19 protein-coding genes and 1 other RNA gene are annotated in these 25397 nt (G+C 61.7%); 14 read left to right on the top strand and 6 right to left on the bottom strand.

Annotated elements, in window-relative coordinates:
* Window positions 1-8 precede the first annotated feature (8 nt).
* From FGZ14_RS07685 to FGZ14_RS07675, 3 genes are all read right to left on the bottom strand, one after another.
* On the bottom strand, window positions 9-872 hold the full coding sequence (locus FGZ14_RS07685) for a hypothetical protein (RefSeq protein WP_139922973.1): 864 nt from the start codon (window positions 870-872) through the stop codon (window positions 9-11).
* Between the two features lie 257 nt (window positions 873-1129).
* Entirely contained in the window at window positions 1130-2458 is a 1329-nt protein-coding gene (gene hemL, locus FGZ14_RS07680; protein WP_139922971.1) for a glutamate-1-semialdehyde 2,1-aminomutase, read from the bottom strand.
* Window positions 2459-2581: 123 nt separating this feature from the next.
* Window positions 2582-4582 carry an ABC transporter substrate-binding protein gene (locus tag FGZ14_RS07675; RefSeq protein WP_139922969.1) on the bottom strand — a complete coding sequence of 667 codons (2001 nt, stop codon included), beginning with the start codon at window positions 4580-4582 and terminating at the stop codon, window positions 2582-2584.
* Between the two features lie 331 nt (window positions 4583-4913).
* On the opposite strand from FGZ14_RS07675, the gene FGZ14_RS07670 reads away from it, so the two are divergent.
* The 6 genes from FGZ14_RS07670 to dgt all read left to right on the top strand — a co-directional run bounded on the left by FGZ14_RS07670 (window position 4914) and on the right by dgt (window position 12808).
* Window positions 4914-5600 carry a TetR/AcrR family transcriptional regulator gene (locus FGZ14_RS07670; RefSeq protein WP_139922967.1) on the top strand — a complete coding sequence of 229 codons (687 nt, stop codon included), beginning with the start codon at window positions 4914-4916 and terminating at the stop codon, window positions 5598-5600.
* 50 nt (window positions 5601-5650) lie between these two features.
* Window positions 5651-7378 (top strand): peptidase domain-containing ABC transporter, encoded by a 1728-nt coding sequence (locus FGZ14_RS07665; protein ID WP_139922965.1) that lies wholly within the window; start codon window positions 5651-5653, stop codon window positions 7376-7378.
* A 46-nt stretch (window positions 7379-7424) separates the two neighbouring features.
* Complete coding sequence (locus tag FGZ14_RS07660; RefSeq protein WP_139922963.1) at window positions 7425-8825, top strand: HlyD family secretion protein; 1401 nt, start codon at window positions 7425-7427, stop codon at window positions 8823-8825.
* Complete coding sequence (locus tag FGZ14_RS07655; protein ID WP_139922961.1) at window positions 8822-10336, top strand: TolC family protein; 1515 nt, start codon at window positions 8822-8824, stop codon at window positions 10334-10336. The genes FGZ14_RS07660 and FGZ14_RS07655 overlap by 4 nt, the downstream gene beginning before the upstream one ends.
* 272 nt (window positions 10337-10608) lie before the next feature.
* Window positions 10609-11310 carry a DUF1361 domain-containing protein gene (locus tag FGZ14_RS07650; RefSeq protein WP_180754531.1) on the top strand — a complete coding sequence of 234 codons (702 nt, stop codon included), beginning with the start codon at window positions 10609-10611 and terminating at the stop codon, window positions 11308-11310.
* A gap of 76 nt (window positions 11311-11386) precedes the next feature.
* A complete protein-coding gene (gene dgt / locus FGZ14_RS07645) occupies window positions 11387-12808 on the top strand; it encodes a dGTP triphosphohydrolase (RefSeq protein WP_139922957.1) in 1422 nt (473 codons plus the stop codon).
* Window positions 12809-12822: 14 nt separating this feature from the next.
* Here dgt and FGZ14_RS07640 read toward each other — a convergent pair whose 3' ends face one another.
* Window positions 12823-16059 (bottom strand): AsmA-like C-terminal region-containing protein, encoded by a 3237-nt coding sequence (locus FGZ14_RS07640; protein ID WP_139922955.1) that lies wholly within the window; start codon window positions 16057-16059, stop codon window positions 12823-12825.
* A gap of 201 nt (window positions 16060-16260) precedes the next feature.
* Here FGZ14_RS07640 and FGZ14_RS07635 point away from each other — a divergent pair, with 201 nt between their 5' ends.
* Window positions 16261-16581 (top strand): DUF6686 family protein, encoded by a 321-nt coding sequence (locus FGZ14_RS07635; RefSeq protein ID WP_139922953.1) that lies wholly within the window; start codon window positions 16261-16263, stop codon window positions 16579-16581.
* 68 nt (window positions 16582-16649) lie between these two features.
* The gene (locus tag FGZ14_RS07630; RefSeq protein ID WP_139922951.1) at window positions 16650-18527 is read left to right on the top strand and encodes a DUF4153 domain-containing protein; all 1878 of its coding nucleotides are present in this window, start codon (window positions 16650-16652) and stop codon (window positions 18525-18527) included.
* 90 nt (window positions 18528-18617) lie between these two features.
* On the opposite strand, the gene guaA is transcribed toward FGZ14_RS07630, so the two are convergent.
* Window positions 18618-20150 carry a glutamine-hydrolyzing GMP synthase gene (guaA, locus tag FGZ14_RS07625; RefSeq protein WP_139922948.1) on the bottom strand — a complete coding sequence of 511 codons (1533 nt, stop codon included), beginning with the start codon at window positions 20148-20150 and terminating at the stop codon, window positions 18618-18620.
* Between the two features lie 381 nt (window positions 20151-20531).
* Here guaA and FGZ14_RS07620 point away from each other — a divergent pair, with 381 nt between their 5' ends.
* From FGZ14_RS07620 to FGZ14_RS07595, 6 genes are all read left to right on the top strand, one after another.
* The gene (locus tag FGZ14_RS07620) at window positions 20532-20990 is read left to right on the top strand and encodes a carboxypeptidase-like regulatory domain-containing protein (protein WP_180754530.1); all 459 of its coding nucleotides are present in this window, start codon (window positions 20532-20534) and stop codon (window positions 20988-20990) included.
* 122 nt (window positions 20991-21112) lie between these two features.
* Window positions 21113-21209: signal recognition particle sRNA small type (ffs, locus tag FGZ14_RS07615), an RNA gene on the top strand.
* A gap of 212 nt (window positions 21210-21421) precedes the next feature.
* Window positions 21422-22078, top strand: coding sequence for a fructose-6-phosphate aldolase (gene fsa / locus FGZ14_RS07610; protein WP_139922944.1), 657 nt, complete (start codon window positions 21422-21424; stop codon window positions 22076-22078).
* Between the two features lie 89 nt (window positions 22079-22167).
* Window positions 22168-22371, top strand: coding sequence for a fructose-6-phosphate aldolase (locus FGZ14_RS07605; protein WP_139926053.1), 204 nt, complete (start codon window positions 22168-22170; stop codon window positions 22369-22371).
* Window positions 22372-22498: 127 nt separating this feature from the next.
* Window positions 22499-23206, top strand: a complete 708-nt coding sequence (locus tag FGZ14_RS07600; protein WP_139922942.1) for a cell division ATP-binding protein FtsE — start codon at window positions 22499-22501, stop codon at window positions 23204-23206.
* A gap of 148 nt (window positions 23207-23354) precedes the next feature.
* A complete protein-coding gene (locus FGZ14_RS07595) occupies window positions 23355-24245 on the top strand; it encodes a glycosyltransferase family 2 protein (protein WP_180754529.1) in 891 nt (296 codons plus the stop codon).
* Window positions 24246-24329: 84 nt separating this feature from the next.
* Here the strand turns inward: FGZ14_RS07595 and FGZ14_RS07590 are convergent, their stop codons facing one another.
* Complete coding sequence (locus FGZ14_RS07590) at window positions 24330-25256, bottom strand: hypothetical protein (protein ID WP_139922938.1); 927 nt, start codon at window positions 25254-25256, stop codon at window positions 24330-24332.
* Window positions 25257-25397: the final 141 nt, after the last annotated feature.

Genomic DNA, 25397 nt, shown 5'->3' with positions numbered 1-25397 from the left:
CTCAATCTTTAATTTTCATCCTCGTAGCGGTCCTCAGGGAGAGGAGCCGGCCGACGGGTACGGGGGGTAGGGGGTTCCTGGTCTTCGGTGAGGGCATCGAGGCGGCTGCGCAGCTCGGGCAGGACGCTGGTAACCAGGTAGAGCAGCAGCAGCAGGGAGCTACCCGAAAGCAGCAGGTTCAGGTAGTCCATCCAGTCGTGGCGCGGGGCCGTGTCGAGGGAGCGAGGTCCGGCGTAGGCCACGGCCGGAGAAGTCAGCGCCCCTTCCGGCTCGGGCTGCGGGTCTTCGGCGGCAACGGCCTCCGGGGTCGTATTGGCCGAAGATGCGGTGGCCGGGTCAATATCGGCGGGCGGCACGGCGGCTCCGTCGGCGGCCAGCTCCTCCGGGGCGGGGTCCTGGGAGGCGTTAAACTGGGCGGCACCCTGCTTAATGGCTCGCTGCAGACTCCGGATCAGGGCAATGCGCTCGTCGCGGGGAAGCACCCGGATAAAGAACTCAAAGTTGCGGTCAACCAGAATGGTATTCAGCTGCTTCTCAAACTCCACCAGATCCGTACGTCCCTTGCCGAAGCGGTTCTTGAAGCGGTCGGAAATGCCGTTATAGTTATGAAATAGCTTTTTCAGGTCGTCGCGACCGGGAAAGTTATCGAACTCCCGGCGAGCTTTGGCCGTGCGCAGCGACACCGGAAATTTGCCCCGGGCAAAGGACTTATCGTACACGGTTTCCATGGTCCGGAAGTTCAGCTCATCCACCGTGCGGTCGAAGAGGCGCTTATTGGCAGCCGCGGGAGTGTCGGTTTGTGCCAGCAACACGGCCGGCACGGCAAGCCACAGCAGCAGAAACAGCGGTAGCAACTGTCGAAATCGGGGCATAGGGCAAAAATGGTTTCGGGCAAAGGTCGGGAATTTGGGCATGTACTGCGGAAGGAAGTGCCCGGAAACGCTAAAAATGTGCATGACCCCAACTCAATCCCTCCGTTTTCTACCCCCGAGATAAACGAGCAAACCCCTACCTCCGCGTTGGAAGTAAGGGCTTGTCAGGGTAGAAAGCTTATCACGGGAGAGGAAGGATGGCGTCCTTCGTCTTCTCATCACAACACTTTACTTATGTGCTCTCTTGCCGCAACTACTTACAGCCCGTGGGCTTCCCGCATCGATTCGCGGCAGGCGGTGAGGTAGTGGTCCACTAGGTCGTCGGTGATGGCCGTGCTTACAAACAGGGCCTCGTACTGAGCCGGCGCCAGGTAGATACCCCGGTGCAGCATGGCCCGGAAGTAGCGCCCGAAAGCTTCGGTATCGGAGGTTTTGGCCGATCCCAGATCGGTAACGGGCTGGCTGGTGAAGAACACGCTGAACATGGAGCCCACCTGGTTCACGGTGTAGTTCAGGCCCAGCTCCTGGCAAATCTGCCGGGTGCCGTCGGCAATGCGGGTGGTAATGCGGTTGAGCTCGTCGTAGAGTTCGGGATGCTCGTTGAGGTAGGAAAGCTGGGCGATGCCCGCGGCCGTGGCAATGGGGTTGCCCGAAAGCGTGCCCGCCTGGTACACCTTGCCGGCGGGGGCCACGTTGTCCATAATATCCTGGCGGCCACCGTAAGCGCCCACCGGCATGCCACCCCCAATGATTTTGCCCAGCGTGGTCAGGTCAGGGGTGATGCCGTAGAGTTCCTGTGCACCACCGCGCGCCAGCCGGAAGCCGGTCATTACTTCATCAAAAATCAGCACGATGCCGTGGCGGGTGCACAACTCGCGCAGACCCTGCAGGTAGCCCGGCTGGGGCGCTACCAGGCCCATGTTGCCTACCACCGGCTCCAGAATCAGGGCGGCTACCTGACCTTCGTTGGCCTGAATAACTGCTTCCACGGCTGCCAGGTCGTTGTAGGGGACCGTGAGCGTATCCTGAGCCACGCCCTGGGTAACGCCCGGCGAATCGGGGGCGCCCAGGGTGAGGGCACCGGAGCCGGCCGCAATCAGGAAGGAGTCGCCGTGGCCGTGGTAGCAGCCCTCGAATTTGATGATTTTGTCGCGGCCCGTGAAGCCCCGCGCCACCCGGATAGCCGACATGGTAGCCTCGGTGCCGGAGTTTACCAGACGTACTTTCTCGATGCTGGGCACCATCTGCTTGATAAGCTCGGCCATTTCCACCTCGCGGCGCGTGGGGGCTCCAAACGAGAGGGAACCCTGCACGGCTTGCTGCACTGCCTCCAGCACCAGCTCCGGGGCATGACCCAGAATCATGGGGCCCCAGGAGTTGATAAAATCGAGGTAGCGGTTCCCGTCCACGTCGGTCAGCCAGGCGCCTTTAGCCGACTGCATGAACACGGGGTGGCCGCCCACGGCCCGGAAAGCCCGCACCGGCGAGTTTACCCCGCCCGGAATGTGGTTTTTGGCGCGGGTAAACAGGGTATCACTGGTGTTCAGGTTCAGCTCGGGGGTAGTGGTGAGGTTGGAAGATTCCATAGGTTAGGGTGTAACAGCGAAGCTCCAGCTTCGCGGATCGGTGAACAGTGCTTGTTGAATTACCCCAGTGGAATAGCTCAACGAAACGCGAAGCTGGAGCTGCGCGCACGCTAGAAGTACAACCTAGCGGATGCCAACAGGGTTCAGCACCTCTACCTCCAGGCGCTCCAGCTTGGTTAGGGGCACGTACTGGTTGTCGTGGCTGCCTTCGGGGTAGCCGATGCCCTGGAACACAGCCCCCGAAACCGGGCCGCCGTTGGCCAGCGGCTGCTGGAAAGCCGGGCCGTATTGATGGAGCTGGTTGGCGAAGTAATACAGCAGCTCGAAGCCGGATAGCGCAAACACGGAAGGCGGCAGGTTCTGGCGCTGGGTGTACAATTGGCGGACCCGGCGGGCGCCGGGGCTGGTGCGGTCCACAAACTTGGGGTGCACGAAGTACACGTCGCGGGCATCGAGCTGGCCCAGGCCAATGCGGTTGTTTTCCAACCAGGAAGCGTAGGCAATCAGTGGAGTGCGGGCGTCCTGGGCTTTCAGCACCCCGAAGGTGTAAGGCCCGGCTTTTTTGCCATCGGAAGCTACCACCAAGTGGCCCAGGGTTTTCAGGTCGACGCCCGCGAAGCCAGCGGCCAAGGACTCTTCCACATCGGAATTGATGCGGCGCAGCTGGAGCACCCGCCCGCCCAAGGCCTCGTAGGTCTGCTTGTAGGCCTGCCCAAAGGCGGCTTCGTCCTTGCTGTCTTCGTAGAGCACCACGGCCGTACGCGGGCCGCCCAGGCGGCTAAAGGCAAACTGGGCCGCCTGCCGGGCCTGGGTAGCCGTGCTGGGCTCGAACAAATAATGCCAGGGGTTGTCCAGCACCAGGTCGCCGTCCTGGGAGAGGGGGTTGACCACCACAATCTGCTTCTGCTGGGCGTAGCGGGCCAGAATCTTGCTGCCCGATTTGTACACCGGCCCGATAATCATGTCCATACCGGCCAGCTCGGGCAAGGCCAGCACCTGCTTCAGCTGCAGGGTATCGGCGCCGGTATCGTAGGCGAAAAGCTGCACGGGGCGCCCCTCGCGCTGCAAGGAGTCCTGGGCCAGGCGCATGCCGGCGTACAGGTCCGTCACGAACTGGTTTTTGCGCCTCGTCTCCCAGCCGGGGTCATTAAACTCGAAGGGCAGCAGCACCCCGATGTTGTAGGTGCTTTTCTTCTGGGCCCGGGGCCGGGGCGTGTAGCGGGTGCGCTCGAGGGCAAACTGGGTGATAAGCTGGTCGAGCTGGGACTTGTCGGCGTCGGTGTACCAGCCTCCGTTGGCCAGCTTGTCGGCGTAGGCGCGGGCCAGGGCGGCGTCCTGGGGGTAGGCTTTCAGTAGGGCCTGAAAGGTAGCCTTGTCCTTGATGCGGGGCAGGTAGGTGGCCTTCATGTTTTCGCGCTCCGCCACCAGCCGGTCGGGCGGAAGCTGGCCAAGCACGCGCAGGGCATTCTCGAAGTCGCCCTGTTCAAAGGAAACCTGGCCCTGCAGAAAAAAGGCTTCGGGCAGGTTGGGCCAGCGGGAGTACTCGGTGCGCAGCAGGTTGAGCATCTGCTCGGCTTCGGCCCACTTTTTAGCCCGACTGGCAGCCACGGCATAGAGGTATGCCGCTTCCGGGGCCCGCTGAAACTGGCTGCCCGGCGCCGTAATGGGCTGCAGCTCCTGCATAGCCAGCTCGTAGCGGGTCTGGTCGAGCAGGGTTTTGCCGTTGCGGTAGCGCGTGGCCGGGTCGCTGGAGCCCAGGTTGGCGGGCAGCGGTGGCCCCGTGGGCTTAGGAGGCGTAGTAGCGGCTGGCTTGGATGTGGCGGCCGGGGTAGCCGGTTTAGCGGCGGTAGGCGGTTTGGTGGTCGCCGGGGCCGCCGGCTTGGCTGTGGCCGGGGCCGTCGGCCGGGTGCCTGTTGTTGGGGTTGAGCCGGGCTTGGAGGTGCCGGGTTTGGCGGCACCGGCCGGGGTAGGGGAGGCCGGGCGGGCAGTAGCCGGGGTGGCAGCCTTACCAGTAGGAGTGGGGGTAGCCGCTTTCTTGGGGGGAGCCTGCTGAGCCCCCACGGGCCCCGACCAGGCAAGGCCTCCGCAGAACACGGCAGCAGACAGGAGAGAGTAAAGCCTCATACGCGAGGAGCCAAATCAGATAGGCGGGAGAAACCACGAGCCGCCACGCTGCGACTCGTCCGGCAAAGGTACGCAGATACGCCGGGGAAGATATATCGGGCTCCGGGACGGGGGGCAGCGGGGCGGCCGGGCTCATTTTTAATCGAAACTTAAGCTCCATTTAATTTAGTCTTAAGTTCAGCAGTAGTAGCGCGAAGTACCTTTGCAGTGTAAAATCCGACATCCGCACGACGGGGCTCAGCAAGTCCCGGGCGGCTGGTTTCGGCCCTTACATGAAAGTAATACTATCAACCACAATAGTAGCTGTCCTTCCGGCTGACCGCCTACCTGTATGAGTGCCTCGCTGCGCATAGAAGTAAACTGCAAACTGTACCTGCGCGACCCGCAGCAGACGGTGCTGGGCCGCCGTTTGCTGGCTGAAAGCATCCGGCTGATTGATGAAATCGGGCTGGAGCGGTTTACTTTCCGCAAGCTGGCCCAGCACATGGAGTCCACGGAGGCCTCCCTGTACCGCTACTTCGAAAACAAGCACCGCCTGTTGGGCTATCTGGTGTCGTGGTACTGGGCCTGGCTGCGGTTCCAAATCCGGTTTCATACCCACAACGTACCTGCCGCGGCCCAGCGCCTGCGCCTGATTCTGGGAATTCTGACCCGGGCCCACCGCGACGACCCTACTACCACTGACCTGGACGAGGCCGCCCTCTACCGCATTGTGGTGCGGGAGTCCTCGAAGGCCTACCTCACCCACGGCGTGGATGAGGACAACCAGGCCGGCCTATTCCGGGAGTACAAGTACCTGGTGGCCGATATAGCCCGCGTGGTACAGGAGCTGAGCCCCACCTATGCCCACCCCCATGCCCTGGTCAGTACCCTGGTAGAAGCGGCCCAGAAGCAGCTCTTTTTTGCCCGGCACCTGCCCTCCCTCACTGATACCTCCGCCAACACCACCGAGCAGCGCATCTACTGCTTTCTGGAAGGGCTGCTGTTCGGGGCCCTGCACCCGCCCCAGCCCGCCTGAGTCCGCTCTGGTTCCTACCCCCTCTTTGCACCTCAACCCTCTTTGTATTCATGGCCGAGCATTCTGAATCTTCGCTTACGCCGGGCCAGCGCCTGCTGCGCCTGGTGTCTGCCGAGCGCCGCGACATTATTTACCTCTACGTGTACGCGGCCCTGGCGGGCCTCATCAGCCTTACCCTGCCGCTGGGTGTGCAGTCGGTAATTGGGTTTGTGAGCAGCGGCGACGTGAGCACCTCCCTGGTGGTACTCATCGGCTTTATTGTGTTCGGGACGTTTGTGGTGGGCGCCCTGCAGGTGATGCAGCTCCACTTGGTCGAGTACATTCAGCAGCGCCTGTTTGCCCGCATCAGCTTTGATTTTGCCGTGCGCCTGCCCCGGGTGCGGACTGAGTCGCTGAACGGCCAGTACCTGCCGGAGCTGGTTAACCGCCTGCTCGATACCCCTACCCTGCAAAAGGGCCTCTCCACGCTGCTGGTAGAGTTTACGGCCGCTGCCATTCAAATTCTGTTTGGCCTGATTCTGCTTTCCCTCTACCACTACGTCTTTATCGCCTTTGGGCTGCTGCTGATTTTCCTGCTGGCCCTGATGGTGCGCTTCACCGGCCCCAACGGCCTCGAGTCCAGCCTTACGGAGTCGAAGTACAAGTACCGGGTGGTAGCCTGGCTGGAAGACGTGGCCCGCACGGTGCACACCTTCCGGCACGCTCCGCGCCAGCAAATGGCGCTTAACCGCACCGATAACTTGGTGGAAGGCTACCTGACGGCCCGCCAGAGTCACTTCCGGGTGCTGGTAACTCAGTTCTGGGGCTTCGTGGCCTTCAAAACCCTCATTACGGCGGCCCTGCTGATTCTGGGCTGCTGGCTGCTGATCAGCAAGCAAATCAACATCGGGCAGTTCGTGGCCGCTGAAATCGTGATTATTCTGACCATTTCGGCCGTGGAGAAAGTGCTGCTGAAGCTGGACGTAGTGTACGATGCCCTGACTTCGCTCGACAAAATCGGGCACGTACTGGATTTGCCCGTGCTGCCCGCGCGCCAGGGGGTAGCATTGCCTCTGCCTGATATTGACGCGGGGCTGCGCGTAGAAGTGCGCCGCCTTGCCTACAGCTACCCCGGCAGCACCAAGCAACCCATTCAGGACGTAACCCTGAGTCTGGAGCCAGGGCAGCACCTGGGCCTGGCGGGCTTCGACGGCTCGGGCAAAACCACCCTGCTGCGCATTATGGCCGGCCTGCTCGATGACTACACGGGCGTTATTGCCTACGACGGCCTACCCCTGCAGGACATTTCCAGCGAGGCCCTGGGCCTGCACGTCGGCGACAACATCTCCCACCAGCACCTGTTTGAAGGCACTCTGCTGCAGAACATAACCCTCGACCAGGCCAGCATCAACCCCGAGGATGTGGCCTGGGCCCTGGAGCTGGTGGGCCTGCGCGACGACCTCTACACCCGGTCCCAGGGTCTGAACTCGCGCATCGGCATCGGCACGCCGCTTTCTGATAGCGTGCGCCAGAAGCTGCTGCTGGCCCGCGCCCTGGTGCGCCGTCCCCGCCTGTTGCTGCTCGATACCTTCCTGCCCGGCGTGGAGCCCGCCGAGCGCCTGCGCATCCTGAGCCGCCTGCTCAACCCGGCGCACCCCTGGACAGTGGTAGTGGCCTCCAACGACGTACGCGCCCTGGAACTGTGCCCCCGCCTGGCCGTGCTGCGCGAAGGCCGCCTGGTAGCCGAGGGGCCGTTTGCTACCCTCTCGCAACAGTCCGATCTGCGGGAGCTGATTTAAGCGCCGCCTTTTTCTATCCCCTCCCGACTTCTCAGCACCATTCAATATGCCTTTTGCTGAACATCCGCTTGAAGAAACCAACCCCCAGACGGCGCGGTTTAACTCGTTTAAGCACGTCCAGACGCCCAGTACCGGCCGCACCCTGGCCCGCTGGCTGGGCGGGTTATTCGTCCTGATTTTTCTGGCCGGCTTCCTGCCCTGGACCCAGAACATTCGCTCTACCGGCAGCCTTACCACCCTGCGCCCCCAGGACCGCCCCCAAACCGTGCCCAGCACCATTGCCGGCCGCATTCAGCAGTGGCGTGTACGCGAGGGCCAGCAGGTGAAAAAGGGCGATACGCTGGTGGAAATTGCCGAAATCAAGGAAAAGTATTTTGACCCCGAGCTGCTGCAGCGCACCCGCGAGCAGCTGGCGGCTAAAATTGCGGCTCTGGAAGAAAACCGGGGTAAAACCGTAGCCTTGGGCTCCCAGCAGGACGCCCTGCGCCAAGGCCTGAGCGTGAGCCTCGACAAGGCCCGCAACAAAGTATCCCAGACCCGGCTGAAGGTAAACTCCGACGAGGCCGAGCTGCGTGCCGCCAACAACGATTTCGAAATTGCCCGCCAGCAGCTGCAGCGCCAGGAAGCGCTGTATCAGCAGGGCCTCAAAAGCCTCACCGAGCTGGAGCAGCGCCGCCTGAAGTTTCAGGAAAGCACCGCCAAGCGCCAAGCCGTAGAAAACAAGCTGGGAGCTTCCCGCCAGGAGCTGGTGAATGCCCAGCTGGAGCTGTCCTCGCTGCAGGCTGAGTATCAGGACAAGCTGGCCAAGTCGGAGTCGGACCGCCGCTCGGCCGTGGCCTACCAGTTTGACTCGGAAGGGCAGATTGCCAAGCTGCGCAACGAGCTGGCCAACCTCAGCATCCGCTCGGGCTACTACCATATCACCGCCCCTCAGGACGGCTATGTGGTGCGGGCTTTGAAAGAAGGTCTGGGCGAAATTGTGAAGGAAGGTGAAGCCGTGGTGACGGTAATGCCCAACGCCCCGGCCCTGGCCGCCGAACTGTACGTGAAACCCATGGACATCCCACTGCTGAGCGTGGGCCGCAAGGTGCGTCTGCAGTTCGATGGCTGGCCTGCCCTTGTGTTTAGCGGCTGGCCTGGCACCAGCTTCGGTACGTTCGGGGGCCGCGTGGCCGTCATCGATAACATTGATTCCCAGGGGCAATACCGCATTCTGGTTACCCCCGACCCCGAGCTGGAACCCTGGCCCAAACCCCTGCGCGTAGGCTCGGGCGTGTATGGCTGGGCCCTGCTGGATGATGTGCCGATTTGGTATGAGCTCTGGCGCCAGCTCAACGGCTTCCCACCCGATTTCGTGGGGATGCCCGCCGATGCCGGCAAGGGCGGAAAAGACGCCAAGAAAGCCGATAAAGGTGCCGATAGCGGCGGAGAGGAGGAAGCGAAATGAAGCATCTGCTAACACGGGTTGCCAGCCTCTATGGGGGTAGGCAGCTTAGCTTTGGGCCGATTCGGAGGGGTAGGGGCTTGCTGCTCCTGCTGCTGTGGCTGGCTGCAGCCGCTCCCCTGCAGGCCCAGCCCACCGCCCCGCGCCCCGATTCGGGGCAGGTGTTTACCCTGACTGACTTGCTCAACTACGTGGCCCTGCGCCACCCGGTGGCGCGGCAGGCCGGGTTGCTGCCCGAGCGGGCCCTGCAGGAAGTGCGCTACGCCCGCGGCCTTTTCGACCCCGCCGCCACCAGCAAGTACTACGGCAAAACCTTCAAGGGCAAGGAGTATTTCCATGACTGGGATACTCAGCTCCGCATTCCGGTGTGGTACGGACTTGATGTGAAAGCCGGCTTCGAGCGGGGGGTCGGCGCTTACGTCAACCCCGAAAACTACACCTCGCCGGCCGGCCTGAGCTACATCGGGCTGTCGGTGCCGCTGGCCCAGGGGCTGCTGATTGACGAGCGCCGGGCGGCCGTGCGCCAGGCCCAGGCCCTGCAGGGCCTGGCTGAAGCCGAGCGGCGCGGCGCCCTGAACAAGCTGCTGCTGCAGGCCGCCAAAGACTACTGGGAGTGGAGCCTGAACTACCAGCGTCTGCAGCTTCTGGACCGCAACACGGGCCTGGCCAGTGTGCGTTTGCAGGCTATCCGGCAGCGGGTGCTACTCGGCGACCTGGCCGCCATCGACTCGGTGGAGGCGCTTACGGAAGTGCAGAACCGCCAGGCCACGCTTAGTCAGGCGCGCGTACAGTTTCGCAACGCTACTCTGCTGCTGAGCAACTACCTCTGGTCTGAGCAGCAGCAACCGCTTGACCTGCCACCAGCCGCCGTGCCCCAGCCCTTACCCGGCCCCACCGACTGGCGCGCCCTACCCCCCGATTCGGTGGCGGCCCTGGCGCAGCTGGCCCAGCAGATTCATCCGGACCTGCAGAAAAGTCGCGCTAAAATCAGCCAGCTAAGCGTAGAGCAGCGCCTGCTCACCAACAAGCTGCTGCCCAAGCTCACCCTCGATTACAACCTGCTGCAGGCCGGCCAGCCCTTCAACCCGGAAAAGCCGGCCAGCCTGAGCGGTAGCTACCTCGAAAACAACTACAAGCTGGGCGTGAGCTTTGCCTACCCCTTGCTGTTGCGCCAGGAGCGGGCCAAGCTCCAGCTCAACCGCCTGAAAACGCGTGAGGCCGAGCTGGACCTGCAGCAGGATACCCGCGAGGTGCAAACCACCGTGCGCAGCGTAGCCAACGACTGGGAGGCCCTGCGCGAGCAGTTGGCTTTGCAGGAGCAGGTAGTGCGCAACGCCGAGCTACTGCGCAATGGCGAGCAAATCCGCTTTGAAAACGGAGAAAGCTCGGTGTTTCTGATCAACTCCCGCGAAGCCAGTCTGGTATCGGCGCGGGTGAAGCTGGCGGAGCTGCAGTCCAAGTACGCGCAAACCCAGGCTACCCTGCGCTGGGCCGCCGGGGGCGTGCCGGAGTAGGAGTGAGGCTGGCTACCTAATTTCTAAACCGTCATTCCGAGCTGGTCGAGGAATCTCGCGTGCTGACGTTGCTAGAGGAACTGTCATGTCGAGCTGGTCGAGACATCTCGCGTGCTGATGTTGCCTTAGTAATCCAACGTCAGCACACGAGATGTCTCGACCAGCTCGACATGATGTTTTTTGCTACCAGCTAATTGTTTCCGGAGCTCAGGGCAATGAGTGGCTGCAACCTTCCGTTACTATCCCCGGTTAGAAATTCCGAACTTGGTAGCATGTCGATGTCAGTAGCCACTTTGTCGTTTCCTCAGCTGCGCCAGCGCCTCAGCCTGATTCTGGTGCTGGGTGCCTCCCTGGCGCTGAGTGTTGTGCTCATCACCTTCCGGGTGTTCCTGACGCATAAGATAACCTTTGTTTTCCTGCTCTGGAACCTGTTTCTGGCTCTCATTCCGTTTGGGCTGAGCACTATGCTGGGCCTTACGGCCGGCCGGCTGAAGGCCAGGGTGTTGCTGCCGGTAGGGGCGGTGTGGCTGCTGTTCTTCCCTAACGCCCCCTACATCCTCACCGACCTGTTTCACCTGGAGCCCCGCCTAGGTGTGCCCTACTGGTACGATCTGGCCCTGATTCTGAGCTGTGCTTGGAACGGGCTGATGCTGGCCTACGCTTCTCTCACCGACATGCAGCTACTGGTTACGCGCCGCCTGGGCTGGTGGGCCGGCTGGGCGTTTGCCACCGTGGCCCTGCTGCTGAGCAGCTTCGGGGTGTACCTGGGCCGCTACCTGCGCTTCAACAGCTGGGACGTGCTGACCAACCCTCTCACCCTGTTCTACGACATTGTTTCGCGTATTCTGCACCCCACCGTGCACCGCGGCACCTGGGGCGTTACGCTGCTTTACGGCGTATTTCTGCTGCTGGGCTACGCTACCGTGCGGCTGCTGGGGCAACAGCAGGAGCAGGAAAGCTCGCTTGACCGGTAGTGAGTGAGGCAGGTTGCGCGATTTTAGAGGGGTAGGGGCCCGCTGATTGAAGCCGGCCTTGTACCTTGCCTTTCTGATGATGCACCTCCAGCCCGACTCGCCCGATACCCCCACCATGACCTGGGAGCGGCTGCTTAGCCGCCGCCGCTACCCCGAGCAACCTCAGCTTCACCTCGTGACGGATGCCCCGCCCGTGCGTGGAGCTTTCGTGCAGGACTACGACCGGGTGGTGTTCAGCTCGCCGTTTCGGCGGCTGCAGCGCAAAACCCAGGTAATGCCCCTGCCGGAAACCGATTTCGTGCACACCCGCCTCACCCACTCCCTCGAAACGGCCTGCGTGGGCCGGTCCCTGGGGCGGTTGGGCGGGCGTCTTCTGCTGGAGGAAACCCCGGACCTGGCCCGGCAGCTGCCCCACCTCGACAGCGACTTCGGCGACATCGTGGCCGCCGCCTGCCTGGCCCATGATATCGGCAACCCACCATTCGGGCACTCCGGCGAAGATGCCATATCGGCTTACTTCCGCAGCCCGGCCGCCGAGCCCTTCGTGCGCGTGCTGAATGCCGCTCAGCGCGCCGATTTGCAGCAGTTTGAAGGCAACGCCGCTGGTTTTCGTACGCTGACCCATACGTATGCGGCCCATAGCAGCGGCTCGGCAGGGCTGGGCCTGACGTATGCTACCCTCGGCGCATTCACCAAGTATCCGCGGCCTTCTATTGTGGAGGAGGCGACGCTTACGCGCGGCACCAGCGAGAAAAAGTATGGCTACTTTCAGACCGAAGCCGACCGGTTTCAGGAGGTAGCCCGCGAACTGGGGCTGCTGCCCAAGCCGCCCGGTACCCAGCTCGGTGGCTTCTACCACCGCCACCCGCTAGCTTTTCTGGTAGAAGCCGCGGATGACTTATGCTACCGTATCATTGATTTTGAAGACGGGCTGAAGCTGGGGCTGATTCCGTGCGAAACAGGGCTACGGGTGCTGCGCGAAATGCTCGGCGACGCGCCTGGTCGGCGGGGCTCCCTGGAATGGCGCGACTGGCGCGAGGAGCTGGGCTACCTGCGCGCCCGCCTCATCAACCGCCTCGTGCAGCAAACCGCCCGCCTGTTCGCCGACCGCGCCGACGACCTGCTCCGGGGCCGCTCCGATGAGCCCCTGGTGCAGCAGCTCGACTGCTGGGACCAGCTGCAGCACATTCATCAGCTTACTAAGGAACACCTCTACCGCAGCCGGCCGGTGCTGGAGATTGAGGCGGCAGGCTTCGAGGTGATGGCCGGCCTGCTCGATGCCTTCCTGCACGCCACCTTCGACCCCCAGGAAAGTCCCCGTTCCCGGAAAGTGGTACAACTGCTACCCGAGCAATTTCGCGGTATCGGGCACCAACAGGGCGCTTCCGCCTACGAGCAGATTATTTTGCTGACGGATTATATTGGGGGGCTCACGGACCAAAATGCTATCAGCCTGTTCCGGACTATTCGGGGGATTGACCTACCGAAAGGGTTCTAGCGGCGGCGCTTTTGCTACTGCAGCAGGCGCAGGGTAGTATCCAGGGGCTGGCGCAGCAGCAGTTGCTGGTACTCGCGGTGCAGTTCCTGCTGCAGAAGTTGCTGCTCCTGCTTCTGGAAAGGACGCACTTTGTAGGGTTGGCCCGGCTCACGCCGCAGGTTCAGATACACCAGCCCGCGGCTCGGACGCTGCTCAGCCTCGCCGCTCCGGATGCGGGCAATGCGCTTCTCATTATTACCGAACAGGGCTTGCAGCGGACTTAGCCCCACATACAGGTTGGCTCGCCCGGTAAGGTAGTATTCGCCGGTAACGCTCATGTCGGTCAGGTTGCTGCTTAGGCTCAGGTTCGGAATCAACAGGCGGCTGCCGTCCAGCACAAAACGGGGCTGCACGGGCTCGAAGTAAAGGTGGCCGGTGCGCTTCCTACTCAGAATCTTCAGGGCCTGCATGGCCGCTTCTACCTCAATCAGCTCCAGCTCCTGCACATCGGTGCGCAGAAAGGCCTGGGTTTTGGCCAGCTGGGGCAGAAAAGTGGCCCCCAGCTCTGTGTGAACATCGGCCTCACAGTCCATACTCCCCCGAATATTCTCCGGACCCAACACATCAAGCCCCAGCGCGGTAGCCAGCTCAAACATCTTGGGTAAGTGGATGTTGCGCAGCCTTACCTGGGTGTGCAGGGGGTAGCGGCCCGTATCGGCGTCGGTGCGCAGGGTGCCGCGCAGGTGCACCGACCCCTCCAGCGCCTGCAAACTACACTCGGTTACCTGCACCTGCCCGGCCTGCAAGGTGCTGAGTAGGCGGAATTGCTGCCCCCGCAGATTGCCATACTGCATCTGGTTGGCCGTTACGCGCACCCGGCCGGTAACGGTGCCATCCAGAAACGGTGAGTCCTGGGGGTGGTTGGGGCGGGACGCAGGGGTAAGGCCAGCGGCCGTGGGCTTGGCCGCCCCGGAGCTCAGGCCCGTCAGGAGCCGCAGCAGGTGCTGCACATTCAGGCTGGCGTAGTGCAGGTTGATATCGGCGCTCATATTGGTGAGCTGACTGCCCCGCAGTTCTGCGCTGCCGCTGAGCCGCCCGCTACCCCCATGACTGATGCCAAAGGTGAGGGCCGGAATCAGGAAACGGGGCCCGGTTTTATCAATCCGCAGCCGCAGATTGGTGAACTGCTCACCTTCCGAAAATACCAGCCGGTCGATGGATATAAGGCCCTGCCCGTTGGCCGCCAGCAGCACTTCGCGCAGGGTAGGCGCTGCGGGCGCGGCCGGGTCGCGGCGGGAAGGGCGCGTGATGCGGGTCAGCAGCTCGTGGTAGCGCAGGGTACGGAAGTGCACGGCCAGCTGCGCCGCCACCGGCTGCAGGTTCAGCGTATCCGTCGGCCAGCTGACGACCCCTTTCAGGTCGCCGCCCCACATGCGGCCCTGCAAGTCCGTCAGCTGCACCCGTTGCCCGTCGTGGCGCACGGTGGCCGCCAAGTGCTGCAGGGTATCGGAGGCCACTACCAGCTGCCCGCAGTGCAGCCGGATGTTCAGGTGCAGACCGGAGGGTAGGAAATTCAGCACCTGCGCGGCCAGCTGCTGATTGGGGGTGTAGTCCGGCCGTCGGGCCTTGGCCAGTCGGGCCCGCCCGCCCGGCGGGGCCAGCAGGCGGCGCAACTCTCTTAAGTCCAGCGCATCAACCCCAAACGACCCTCGGATAGTAGTAACGGGCTGCTGCCCGCTGAAGTAAGCCAGCAGGTGAGTGGTGGTGGCGTTGGCCCGTACCTGCATGCCATTAAGTCGCCCGGTTAGGTTTTCCAGGGCCCACACACTGTCGTGCAGGCGCACCAGCACGTTGAGGTTGGTCATGGAGGCCTGCCGGCCCGGAATAGTAAAGGAAGCCCGCTCCAGCCGCACGGTGCCTTGGGCCCGCAGCAGGGGTAGGAGGGTATCCGGGCGGAGGGTGCGGCGGGTCTGGCGGTCCGGAATTTCGGGCACCGCACCATCCAGGCGCAGGTCGAGGGCCGCTTCGCCGCGGCGGGCTTTCCAGAGGCGGGGCGCCACCACGGCAGCCAGGGTTTGCAGCTCGGTGCGGCCCCGCACATGGCCCAGCAGGTGGGGCCGCGTGAAGTCGCGCACGGTGAGGGCTGCGTCTAGCTGGCCGGCCTTGGAGTAGATTTTACAGTGGCTGAAGGCAAGGTAGGTAGAGCGGGGCGAGTGCTCGGGGCCGTTGTCGAAGATGCCGCGCGCATCCCAGCGCTGAATTCGGCGGGCCGAGTCGGCCCACTGCACCTGGGCCCCACGCAGGGCAAACCGCAGCACCGTGCGCGGCCGGGTGGTAGGCCCGCTCACGCCCCGAATGGTGTACCAGATACTCGCCCGACTGGGGCTGCGGGCTCCTTTCAGGTAGCGCTGCAGCCCAGGGGGCAAGGCTACGTGCAGCACCTCCAGCAAAGGCTGCGTGCCCTGAAAGCGCAGGTTCAGGCGGGTACCGCGCGACTCACCGGGTCCAGCGCCCCGGTGCGTACCGTTTACCAGTACGGTGTCACCGTTGAGGGTAGCCCGCGTCCGGAGGAAGGTGCCTTCACGTCGGCGGAAATCATAGCGGTAGCGCACCAGGGCCACAATGGGCTCCTGGGTGAAGAGGTTGCCGCGCCCGCTGCGGAGGTATTCCAGCTGCCCATCCAGCCGGCCGCTGGTGTGGCCTACCCCCCAGCGGGCCCGCACCGTCAGGCGGCCATTGCGCACGTAGGCCGAAAAACCACTGTGGTGTAATTCGTTTCGGTCCGTAACGCGCACGTTCAGTAGCACCAGCGAGTCCAGGTCGAAGTTGGGCGGGCCCTGGGGGGTAGCACGGCGCGGCCCTTTCCCCCGCAGGCCCCAGTCGTGGCCCAGCGAATCGGTGAACTGCCGGAAGTCGCCGTCCTGCAGGGTCAGGTGGCTCACCCGGAACTTGCCGCGCCAGATCTGCCCCAGCTCCACCCGCATATCGGCCCGCCCAATGCGCAGCACCGGCACGGCCCGGCCGTAGGAAGTATCGGTAAGAGCCAGGTGATGCACGGAAGCCGTCAGGTGCGGAAAGTGGCGCAGCACCGACAGCTCCACCGTAAACGGAGCCACCACCAAATCGGAGTGTTGGCGCAGCCGCTGCCGAATGAGCTGCTCCACCTGGCGCTGCCCCCAGCGCGTGCCCAGCAGCCAGGCGCCCGTCACTACCCCCAGCAGCAGCCCCAACACCGTGAGGGACAGGAGCTGACGGAAGGAAGGTCGTTTCATAGAGGCGGGCGCGAGGGGAGCAACACAGGAAGCCCATTCTACGCAGAAAAGCAGTAACACGGCCAGCTGAACGGTGTATTGCCGACACCATACGAAGGAGCTTAGGGCTGGAAAGCTGGGAATTAGAAGTGTGATTTTTATTTATAATTATTCTAAATAGTTATACTTGCGACAGTAAATCATTCAGGCAACTGCTTTCCTATGGCTCAGTTTTTTCATCATAACGAGTTCGGATATTGCGCCCGGTGCCCGCGCACGCGCCATCTGCACCTGTGCTTTGGCAACGTGGCCATAGCCGCCACGGGGGCCGAGTTTCAGGAGTTTCGGGGGGTAGTAAGCGCAGCCTGGCAGCAGCACTGCCTCTGCACCCGCGACCCGGAGGCCCGGTGCATTGCCCTGCGCACCTCGGCCGCCAAGCTGGCTCTGGTGTTCACCCTGATTGAGCTGACCCAGCTGCGCGACATTCTGGAAAACACAGCCCTGTTGCTGGAGGTGGAAGCGCTTCTGCAGCCAAATGAGTAAGCCCGGCAGTAGGGGGTAGGCAGCTCAACAGAAAAGCCGTTTCTTGGCGCACTTATTCCATGTGACTCATGAAGCTTCCTTCCCTGCAGCATCTGGTATCCGAGGCTACCACAGTGCTTCGGCGCTTTCCGCTCACTCTGCTCTGCGCCTTTGTTCTCTGCGGCGTGGGCATCTACACGCAGCGCCTACCCTATGCTGAGGAGGCCAAACTCGACTGGCTGTTTCCGGCGCTTTCTACGGCGGTGCTGGGGCTCACGCTCACCCTGGCTGTGGCCCTGGCCTCCGAGCGATACCGCTGGCCCGGCGGCTGGCGCTTGGCCGCTGCCGGAGGGGTAGTGTTGCTGCTGGTAGGCTGGTATGTGGTCTGCCCCGCTACCCCAAATAGTGTGTGGAGGCTGCGGCTGTTCGTGCTGCTGGTGGCTTCGCACCTGCTGGTAGCGGTGGTGCCTTACCTGCCGGAACTGCGCCGCGAGGCCGATACGCCCGGCTTCTGGCGCTACAACGAAACCCTATTCCTGCGCATTCTTACCGCCGGTCTTTACTCTGGGGTGCTGTTTGTGGGATGTGCCCTGGCCCTGCTGGCCATCGAGAATCTGTTTGAAGTAAAACTGGACCCGTATCTGTATCAGCATCTTTTCACGGTGCTGGGAACGGTGTTCAACACCTGGTTTTTCCTGGCCGGGGTGCCGCAGGATTTTGCCGCCCTGGAGCAGGAGGCTACCTACCCCAAAGGACTGAAGGTGTTCACGCAGTTTGTGCTGCTGCCGCTGGTGGTGCTGTACTTAGGCATCCTTTACGCCTATCTGGGCCGCATTCTGGTGCAATGGGAACTGCCGAAAGGGTGGGTTTCGATTCTGGTGCTGGCCTTGGCGGTAGCCGGCATTTTGGCTTTGCTCCTGATTCATCCCATCCGCCACGCCGCCGAAAACACCTGGATCCGCACGTTTGCCCGCTGGTTTTATCGGGCCCTGTTTCCGCTGCTGGGGCTGCTGGCCGTGGCCATCGGTATCCGCATCCGGGCCTACGGCATCACGGAGGAGCGCTACTTCGTGCTGGTGCTGGCTGCCTGGCTGCTGGTAATGGCTACCTACTTTCTGGTGCGCAAAGGCCAGGGCATCATCTGGATTCCGGCTTCTTTGGCCCTGGTAGCGTTGCTGTCGGCCGCCGGACCCTGGGGCGCGTTTGCGGTAGCCGAACGCAGTCAGCTCAGTCAGCTACGCGAAATCAGCGCCCGGTACAAGTTGCTGAAAGATGGTAAGCTGGACGGGGCCGGACAACGGGTTCCGAAGCTGCCCTTTGCGGTGCGGCAGCGGCTTACGTCCATTGTCGATTTTTTCGCCAAGCGCGAGGCCGTCGATAAGCTACAACCCCTGTTCGCCGCCTCCCTGCAACTGCCCGATTCATTAAAGGGCAAACCCGAATGGCAACAGGATGAATGGAGAGAAAATCAAGTGTTTGTTGTCAGTGACATTACCCGGGTTAGTGCTTATGCCCGATATGAGGCGCACGAAGAGCTTACGGCCGGTTTTGTCGCTCATAACGACAACCCGGAGTTAGGCTACGGGCGCTACTGGATTAATAACGTGAACTTGCCCGAGTATAATGAGATTCAAAAGGACAGTGTATTAATGAAAATGATTGTGGCCGGCGACTCGCTGCGCCTTCGGGCTCGTGCTAGGGGCCGAGAGCTTATACTGGAGCGACAACAAGGCAATAGAAGCTGGCATTTTCAGCTCAGCTTAGCGCCCGGTGCCCTCGCCGACTCCCTAGCTGGGGTGTACGGGCGTAATCCGAAGCAGGAAATTGAAATGGCCCGAGACCTAAGCTTAAGTAGAGGTAACCAGCAAGTGAGAATGCAGCTGTTTTTTCAGTACCTGCACCGACATGAAAAAAATGACAGTACTTATTACCACTACGAGGCGCAGGGCCTGCTGGAGGTAAAGTAGCGTATGGGCTTAGAGTAAGAAGCATCCGTATAAAAACAAGAAAAGGGTAGCGTTTAGACGCTACCCTTTTCTGTTGAGGTTATAAATCCTCTATTCCCACTCAATAGTTGCTGGGGGCTTGGAGCTGATGTCGTACACCACACGGTTGATGCCGCGCACCTGGTTGATGATGCGGTTCGACACGTCAGCCAGGAACTCATAGGGCAGGTGGGCCCAGTCGGCGGTCATGCCGTCCACGCTGGTTACGGCGCGGAGGGCTACTACCCGCTCGTAGGTCCGCTCGTCGCCCATCACGCCTACGCTCTGCACGGGCAGCAACATCACGCCGGCCTGCCACACTTTGTCGTAGAGGCCGTGGTCTTTCAGGCCGTTGATGAAGATGGCGTCAGCGCGCTGCAGTAGGTCCACTTTCTCCGGCGTAATGTCGCCGAGGATGCGGATGCCCAGGCCCGGACCGGGGAAGGGGTGGCGGTGCAGAATGTTCTCGGGCAGCTCCAGAGTGTGGCCTACCTCGCGCACTTCATCCTTAAACAAGGCCCGCAGCGGCTCCACAATCCGCAGGTTCATCTTTTCGGGCAGGCCGCCTACGTTGTGGTGGCTCTTGATGGTCACGGCCGGACCCTTCACCGATACCGACTCAATTACATCGGGGTAGATAGTACCCTGGGCCAGCCAGCGGGCGCCCTCTACCTTTTGAGCTTCCCGGTCGAACACCTCAATAAAAGTGCGGCCGATGGCTTTGCGCTTCAGCTCAGGGTCGGTGAGGCCGACCAGCGCATCGTAGAACTCCTGGGAGGCGTCCACGCCGCGCACGTTCAGGCCGAGGTCTTTATAGGAATGGAGCACGTCTTCGTACTCGTTTTTGCGCAGCAGACCGTTGTTCACGAAGATGCCGTGCAGGCGCTTGCCAATGGCCTTGTGCAGCAACAGCGCCGCCACCGACGAATCGACGCCGCCCGAGAGGCCCAGAATTACCTGATCCTCCTCGCCAATAGTGCGCTGCAGGGTTTCTACCATGCTATCCACAAAGTGCTCGGGCGTCCAGCTCTGGTCCAGCCCGCAGATGTTTACCACGAAGTTCTGGAGCAGGGTTTTGCCATCAGAGGAGTGCGTCACCTCCGGGTGAAACTGTATGCCGTAGGTGGGCTGGCCCTGAATCTGGTAGGCGGCCACGGCCACCTCCGGGGTGCTGGCAATGATGTCGAAGCCGGCGGGCAGCGTCTTAATTGTGTCGCCGTGCGACATCCACACCTGCGACTCGGTGGGCACGCCGTGCAGCAGGGGCGAGCTGTGGTGGACGCGGGCCAGGCGGGCGCGGCCGTACTCCCGGATGGTGGCCGGCAGCACCTCGCCGCCCTGCTGGTGGGCCAGCAGCTGCGCGCCGTAGCAGACGCCCAGCACGGGCACCTGCCCCAGGTACCGGGAGAGGTCGGGGTTGGGTGAGTCGGCGTCGCGCACGGAACAGGGCGAGCCCGAAAGCACAACGCCCCGGATGTCCTCAGTGAGGTCCGGGGCGTGCGTATAAGGGTGGATTTCGCAGTAAACGTTCAATTCCCGGATGCGCCGGGCAATGAGCTGGGTGTACTGCGACCCAAAATCGAGAATGAGAATCTGTTGAGGCATGGGCAAAAGTACGGCGCAGATTTCAGACCTGCCGCACTCCACCCTGCTGGCAGCCGCTTTTTTCTTGCGGGCTTATCCATCCTGACCCAAGCGCCTCCGTTGGATTTGCTTGTCATTTGCCGCATAGCTTACAAGGGCCTGCCGGGCTAAACAGCAAGATTTTTTCATCCGATTGCAACGTCACAGTAAAGCCGTTTGGTGAAACTAGCAAACCGCCGCAACAGCTGAATAAAGCCGAAAATATGAAGAAGTATGCCTATAATCCTACGATTTTCTCTAACGAATCCTAGTCACAAAAAGCGGCTGGTCTGCCTTTATACTTATCCAAGGTCCATAGTACTTTGTAGCAGTGTTATAGATGTTGGCTTACCTGCTTTTCCTATGGATTCTGCTCTGCCGTTACTGGCCTTGTCCCTGCTTGGCGCCCTCACCATTCCCTCAACGGTAGTTGCCCAACACCTGCCGGATGCTACCCCCGATGCCCTGGCCAAAGCGGTGCAGCTGCCGCCCGCTCAGCCCCAGAACGCGGCTCCGGGTAAAACCACCCCCCGAACCCTGACCGGCAACGTGGTGGATGAGTGGGGCAAACCCCTGATGGGGGCCACCGTGATGGTACTGGGAGAAAAGGAACGCTCCGTGAGCACCAACTCCGAGGGCAACTACCTGCTGCCAACCACCGCTACTACCCCCGTTATTCAGGTAAGCTTCGCGGGCTACCAGGATGCGGAGCGGGCAGTACACGGCCCGGCCGATCTGCTGTTCAAGCTGGAGCCAGTTGAAGGCTACAAGCGCGACCTGAAGAAGCGCAGCAAAGCCGCCACCAAAGCCTGGAAGCACTAAGCCGGAGTTGAGACCGGGAGTTTGGGAATTTAAACCAACTGATACTCTTGCTGATACTGGCCTAGGTGAAAAAATATCTGGCAGGAGTGTGCTTTCTGCCGCAATAGCTGCTTACCTTTGCCCCGGCGAGTCAGAACGACCAGCTCCTGCTGAACTCCCCCAGGACCGGAAGGTAGCAAGGGTAGGTGGTTGAGCGGTGCGATTTTGGCTCGCTTTTTTTATCACGGATTCAGACGGTTCGTCCGGCCTTCACGGATGCCTCTTTATCTGCTCAGTACCAACAAGAGCCTTCTATCAGGAGGCTCTTGTTGTGTTTATAGCCCCTGGCAAACGGGGCACCGCTGACATAACGGTATAAAATCCGCGCAATCCGAAGAATCCGTTTAATCCGTGATTAGCTTTGCGCGCATCGTTGTTTCCAATCTACCCGCATGAAATTTTTCATTGATACCGCCAACCTGAAGGAAATTCAGGAAGCTGTTGAGCTTGGTGTGCTCGACGGCGTTACCACCAACCCTTCGCTGATGGCCAAGGAAGGCATCAAAGGCACCGATGCCGTGATGGCCCACTACCGGCAGATCTGCGAAATCGTGGACGGCGACGTGTCGGCGGAGGTAATTGCCACCGACTACGAGGGCATCATCCGGGAGGGCGAGGCCCTGGCCGAGCTGCACCCCAACATTGTGGTGAAAGTGCCCATGATTCGCGACGGGGTAAAAGCCATCCGCTACTTCTCCGACAAAGGCATCAAAACCAACTGCACCCTGATTTTCTCGGCCGGACAGGCCCTGCTGGCCGCCAAAGCCGGTGCTACCTATGTGTCGCCGTTCGTAGGCCGCCTCGATGATATCGGGCACGATGGCCTGCAGCTGATTCAGCAGATCGTGGATATCTTCTCCAACTACGGCTATCCTACCCAGGTGCTGGCCGCCTCGGTACGCCACGTACCCCACCTGATTCAGTGCGCCGAGCTGGGTGCCGACGTGGTAACCTGTCCCTTGAACGTAATCACCGGCCTGCTTAACCACCCCCTCACCGACAAAGGCCTCGCCACTTTCCTGGCCGACCACAAGAAGGTGAATTCTTAATGTGTGAAATGTGGGAAATGTGTTGAATGTGCCTACCAGTACAAGATTTTCACATTTTTCACATCTTCATGTTTCCCACATTACAGCGCATGTACATCATCAAAGTAAAAGGCAAGGCCAAGATTCCGGATTACATTCAGCTGCGCGATGAGCACTTCGTGCTGATTGCCTACTTCCGCGCCGACCGCCCTCTGAAGGATTTGCACCGCTACGGGCTGGAGGGCAAGGAAGAGGGGCTGGCCGCTGTAATTACGGGCCTTGAGTTCGGGAAACTCCAAAAGCTGGACCTCTAGCGGGCTTGCCCGTACCGTTCCGGGTAGTGCAGGAAACCTGCGGGCACCCCACCGGGGGCTTCTCAGGGTGCCTGTGCTGCCCGGAATGTTATTTAAGGATTAAGCTGCCTTACCTACCTTCACTGCTATGCCTACTTCTTCCGCTCCGGTTATTGAGCTGCACGACGCCTACATTATGCAGGACGTGAATACTGTGCTGCAGAAGGTCACGTTTACGCTGGACAAGGGCGAGTTTGCCTACCTGGTAGGTCGTACGGGCTCGGGCAAAAGCTCTCTGCTCAAAACCCTCTACGCCGATTTGCCCCTGCCCGCGGGCTCTGGCACGGTAGCCGGTTTTCCGCTGCCCAAACTTGCCAGTACCAGCAAGGTGCCCTTTCTGCGCCGCAAGCTGGGTATTATCTTTCAGGATTTTCAGCTGCTGTTCGACCGCTCCGTGGCCGATAATCTGCTGTTTGTACTGAATGCCACGGGCTGGTCGGGGAAGGCGCGCAAGCAGCAGCGCATCTCGGAGGTGCTCATGCGGGTAGGGCTGGCCAATGCCGCCGGCAAAATGCCCTATCAGCTCTCGGGCGGCGAGCAGCAGCGCGTGGTTATCGCGCGGGCTCTGCTCAACGAGCCCCTGCTGCTGCTGGCCGATGAACCCACCGGCAACCTGGACCCCGACGTGGCCGACAGCATCATGCGCCTGTTCGTGGAAATAAACAACGCGGGCACGGCCGTGCTGATGGCCACACACAACTACCAGATTATCCGGCAGTATCCGCAGCGGGTGCTGAAGTGCGAAGGAGGACAGCTGCTGGATTCGGCGGTTACGCCTTTCGAGCTGGCTTTGTAAACCGGGCCCGAGTGCCGCCGCTACACTACCTGTCGGAAAGAAGCGTTATGTACCGCCGCAGTATGCGGCTACTGCTCGGTTCCGGGAGGAAATGCCTGAAAATTCAATGCTTTCGGCATTTTTGCTTTCCAATTCTTTCCTAGTAAGCATGGCTGGCCTTTCAGTGCTGATTCCGGTGTACAACCACGATGTGCGGCCACTGGTGCACGCATTGCTGGCGCAGACTGCGGGCTGGCCCGGCCCGGTGGAGGTCCGCTGCCTCGACGACGGCTCGGAGGAAGCCTGCCGGCTGCGAAACCGGGAAGTGGCCTGCCTGCCCGGCGTGCAGTATCGGGAGCTGGAGCGCAACGTAGGCCGCGCCGCCATCCGAAACCAATTGGCCGGCGAAGCCCGGCAGCCTTGGCTGCTGCTGCTCGATAACGACAGTCTGCTACCCGATACCCGCTTTTTGGCCCGCTACGCTGCCGCCCGCACCAAGGCTCCGGTGCTCTCTGGCGGAACGGCTTACGAGGCGGTGCCGCCCCAAGAAGAAGCGCTGCGGCTCCGCTGGCTCTACGGCCGCCAGCGCGAAGCCCGGCCGGCTGCCGTGCGCCAGCGCGCCCCCCACGGGCAGCTCACGCTCAATAACCTGCTTATCCGGACGGAAGTGTTCCGGCAGCTGGGCCTCGATGAGAGCCTGACCCGTTACGGCCACGAAGACACGAAATTCGGGTGGTTGCTGCGCCGCGCCGGGGCCCCAGTGGTACACCTGGATAATCCGGTGCTGCACAATGGCCTGGACCCGGCGCCCGTATTCCTGCAGAAAACCCACGATGCCGTGCGCAACCTGGTGCAGCTGTACCGCGCCGAGGGCCTGGGGGCCGATACCAAACTGCTAAGGGCCGCCCTGCGCCTGCAGCGCTGGGGCCTAAGTGAGGCCGTGCGCGTGGCCTTCAGCCTGCGCCGCGAGCAGGTGCGGCGGAACCTGCTCTCCAATCGGCCCAGTCTGCGCCAGCTGGATGCCCTGAAATTGTACTGGCTGCTGACCGAGCTGCGCTAGCGGCAGAAGACCCGGCACTCCCTGAAACCAGCAGCGCCGACCCCTCCAGAAGAAGAGCCGGCGCTGTATCCGAAACAGGGGGGGTTAGTCGTTGTCGGTGTTTTTAACCTCCGATTTCACTTCCTTGTAAGCACCTTTCACGGCGCCGCCTACTTTTTTGCCCACTTTCGCGGCACCCTGGCTTACATCTTTGCCGGCCTCTTTTACATCGGCGGCGGTGTTGCTGGCAGCGCGGCCCACAGCCGAGCGCTCATCCTGGGTTTCGGCGGCCACATTTTCGGCCCCGCGCTCCGTGGCATCGGCCCCCTGGGCTACCCGGGCTTCGGCTTTGTCATATGATTTGAAGGCCGCGTACTTCAGCTTTTCCTTCTGAATCTCGGCCAAGTCGCGGGCCGGGATGTCTTTCTTTACCTTGTCATAAGCCTCGTCGAGGGCCCGCCACTCGGCATTGATGTTGCGCCAGTCGTCAATGTCGTACTTGTTTTCATTGACCTTGATGTCGCGCACGAAAGCCTCGTAGGTCTGGCGGGCGTTGGCCGCCGTAAGCTGGGCCGCCGGGTTGGTTGGCTTGTAGTACTGACCCATTTTCATGCTGCTACCGGCCGTGGTGCTGGCCGGGCCCGACATGGCGCTGGTAGCGCCGGGGCGGCTTTTCCAGGCCATTTCGCGCTTGTCGTAGGCCGTGGTGTAGCGGGTGCGAAGGGCCTCAATTTCCTGCCGCCGGGCATCATCGTAACGGTCGGCGTATTTATCAACGGCGGCTACCTTGGCGTCAAAGTCGGCTTTGAGCTGGGTCGTTTCCTGGTTGTAGTCGGCTTCCGCTTCCGAGGCTACGGCGTCGGTTTTGGCTTCCGTATCCGACACAAAGGTTTTGAAGTCGTTGTAGGCCTGATCAGCTTCCGCCGAGGCTTCATTTTGTTGATTCTGGTTGCAGCCGGAGGTAGTAGCCGCCACACCGCCCAACAGCAGCAGGGCCGAAAGAGCGTGCAGGGAGAGAGTTTTCCTGAACATGGCAAATAGGTGAAAGGGGAGAGAATATAGGGCTACTGCGATGTAGCCGTTAGCCCGCTTAACGCAACACGCGCTTGCCTGGTTACGCCCCCGCCGGTGCTCGGTGGGTTTGGGGCGGCCTTCTATCTTTGATGCCTGCTT

It is taken from the genome of Hymenobacter sp. DG01 (assembly GCF_006352025.1).
Classification (GTDB): Bacteria; Bacteroidota; Bacteroidia; order Cytophagales; family Hymenobacteraceae; genus Hymenobacter.
The sequence above is the reverse complement of the archived record's forward strand: the minus strand, read 5'-3'. Positions and strand labels throughout refer to the sequence as shown.

What these genes read in the sequence shown, in the direction of transcription:
- FGZ14_RS07685 (WP_139922973.1), bottom strand. Translation starts at nt 872, where the DNA reads ATGCCCCGATTTCGACAGTTGCTACCGCTGTTTCTGCTGCTGTGGCTT.
- hemL (WP_139922971.1), bottom strand. Translation starts at nt 2,458, where the DNA reads ATGGAATCTTCCAACCTCACCACTACCCCCGAGCTGAACCTGAACACC.
- FGZ14_RS07675 (WP_139922969.1), bottom strand. Translation starts at nt 4,582, where the DNA reads ATGAGGCTTTACTCTCTCCTGTCTGCTGCCGTGTTCTGCGGAGGCCTT.
- FGZ14_RS07670 (WP_139922967.1), top strand. Translation starts at nt 4,914, where the DNA reads ATGAGTGCCTCGCTGCGCATAGAAGTAAACTGCAAACTGTACCTGCGC.
- FGZ14_RS07665 (WP_139922965.1), top strand. Translation starts at nt 5,651, where the DNA reads ATGGCCGAGCATTCTGAATCTTCGCTTACGCCGGGCCAGCGCCTGCTG.
- FGZ14_RS07660 (WP_139922963.1), top strand. Translation starts at nt 7,425, where the DNA reads ATGCCTTTTGCTGAACATCCGCTTGAAGAAACCAACCCCCAGACGGCG.
- FGZ14_RS07655 (WP_139922961.1), top strand. Translation starts at nt 8,822, where the DNA reads ATGAAGCATCTGCTAACACGGGTTGCCAGCCTCTATGGGGGTAGGCAG.
- FGZ14_RS07650 (WP_180754531.1), top strand. Translation starts at nt 10,609, where the DNA reads ATGTCGATGTCAGTAGCCACTTTGTCGTTTCCTCAGCTGCGCCAGCGC.
- dgt (WP_139922957.1), top strand. Translation starts at nt 11,387, where the DNA reads ATGATGCACCTCCAGCCCGACTCGCCCGATACCCCCACCATGACCTGG.
- FGZ14_RS07640 (WP_139922955.1), bottom strand. Translation starts at nt 16,059, where the DNA reads ATGAAACGACCTTCCTTCCGTCAGCTCCTGTCCCTCACGGTGTTGGGG.
- FGZ14_RS07635 (WP_139922953.1), top strand. Translation starts at nt 16,261, where the DNA reads ATGGCTCAGTTTTTTCATCATAACGAGTTCGGATATTGCGCCCGGTGC.
- FGZ14_RS07630 (WP_139922951.1), top strand. Translation starts at nt 16,650, where the DNA reads ATGAAGCTTCCTTCCCTGCAGCATCTGGTATCCGAGGCTACCACAGTG.
- guaA (WP_139922948.1), bottom strand. Translation starts at nt 20,150, where the DNA reads ATGCCTCAACAGATTCTCATTCTCGATTTTGGGTCGCAGTACACCCAG.
- FGZ14_RS07620 (WP_180754530.1), top strand. Translation starts at nt 20,532, where the DNA reads ATGGATTCTGCTCTGCCGTTACTGGCCTTGTCCCTGCTTGGCGCCCTC.
- fsa (WP_139922944.1), top strand. Translation starts at nt 21,422, where the DNA reads ATGAAATTTTTCATTGATACCGCCAACCTGAAGGAAATTCAGGAAGCT.
- FGZ14_RS07605 (WP_139926053.1), top strand. Translation starts at nt 22,168, where the DNA reads ATGTACATCATCAAAGTAAAAGGCAAGGCCAAGATTCCGGATTACATT.
- FGZ14_RS07600 (WP_139922942.1), top strand. Translation starts at nt 22,499, where the DNA reads ATGCCTACTTCTTCCGCTCCGGTTATTGAGCTGCACGACGCCTACATT.
- FGZ14_RS07595 (WP_180754529.1), top strand. Translation starts at nt 23,355, where the DNA reads ATGGCTGGCCTTTCAGTGCTGATTCCGGTGTACAACCACGATGTGCGG.
- FGZ14_RS07590 (WP_139922938.1), bottom strand. Translation starts at nt 25,256, where the DNA reads ATGTTCAGGAAAACTCTCTCCCTGCACGCTCTTTCGGCCCTGCTGCTG.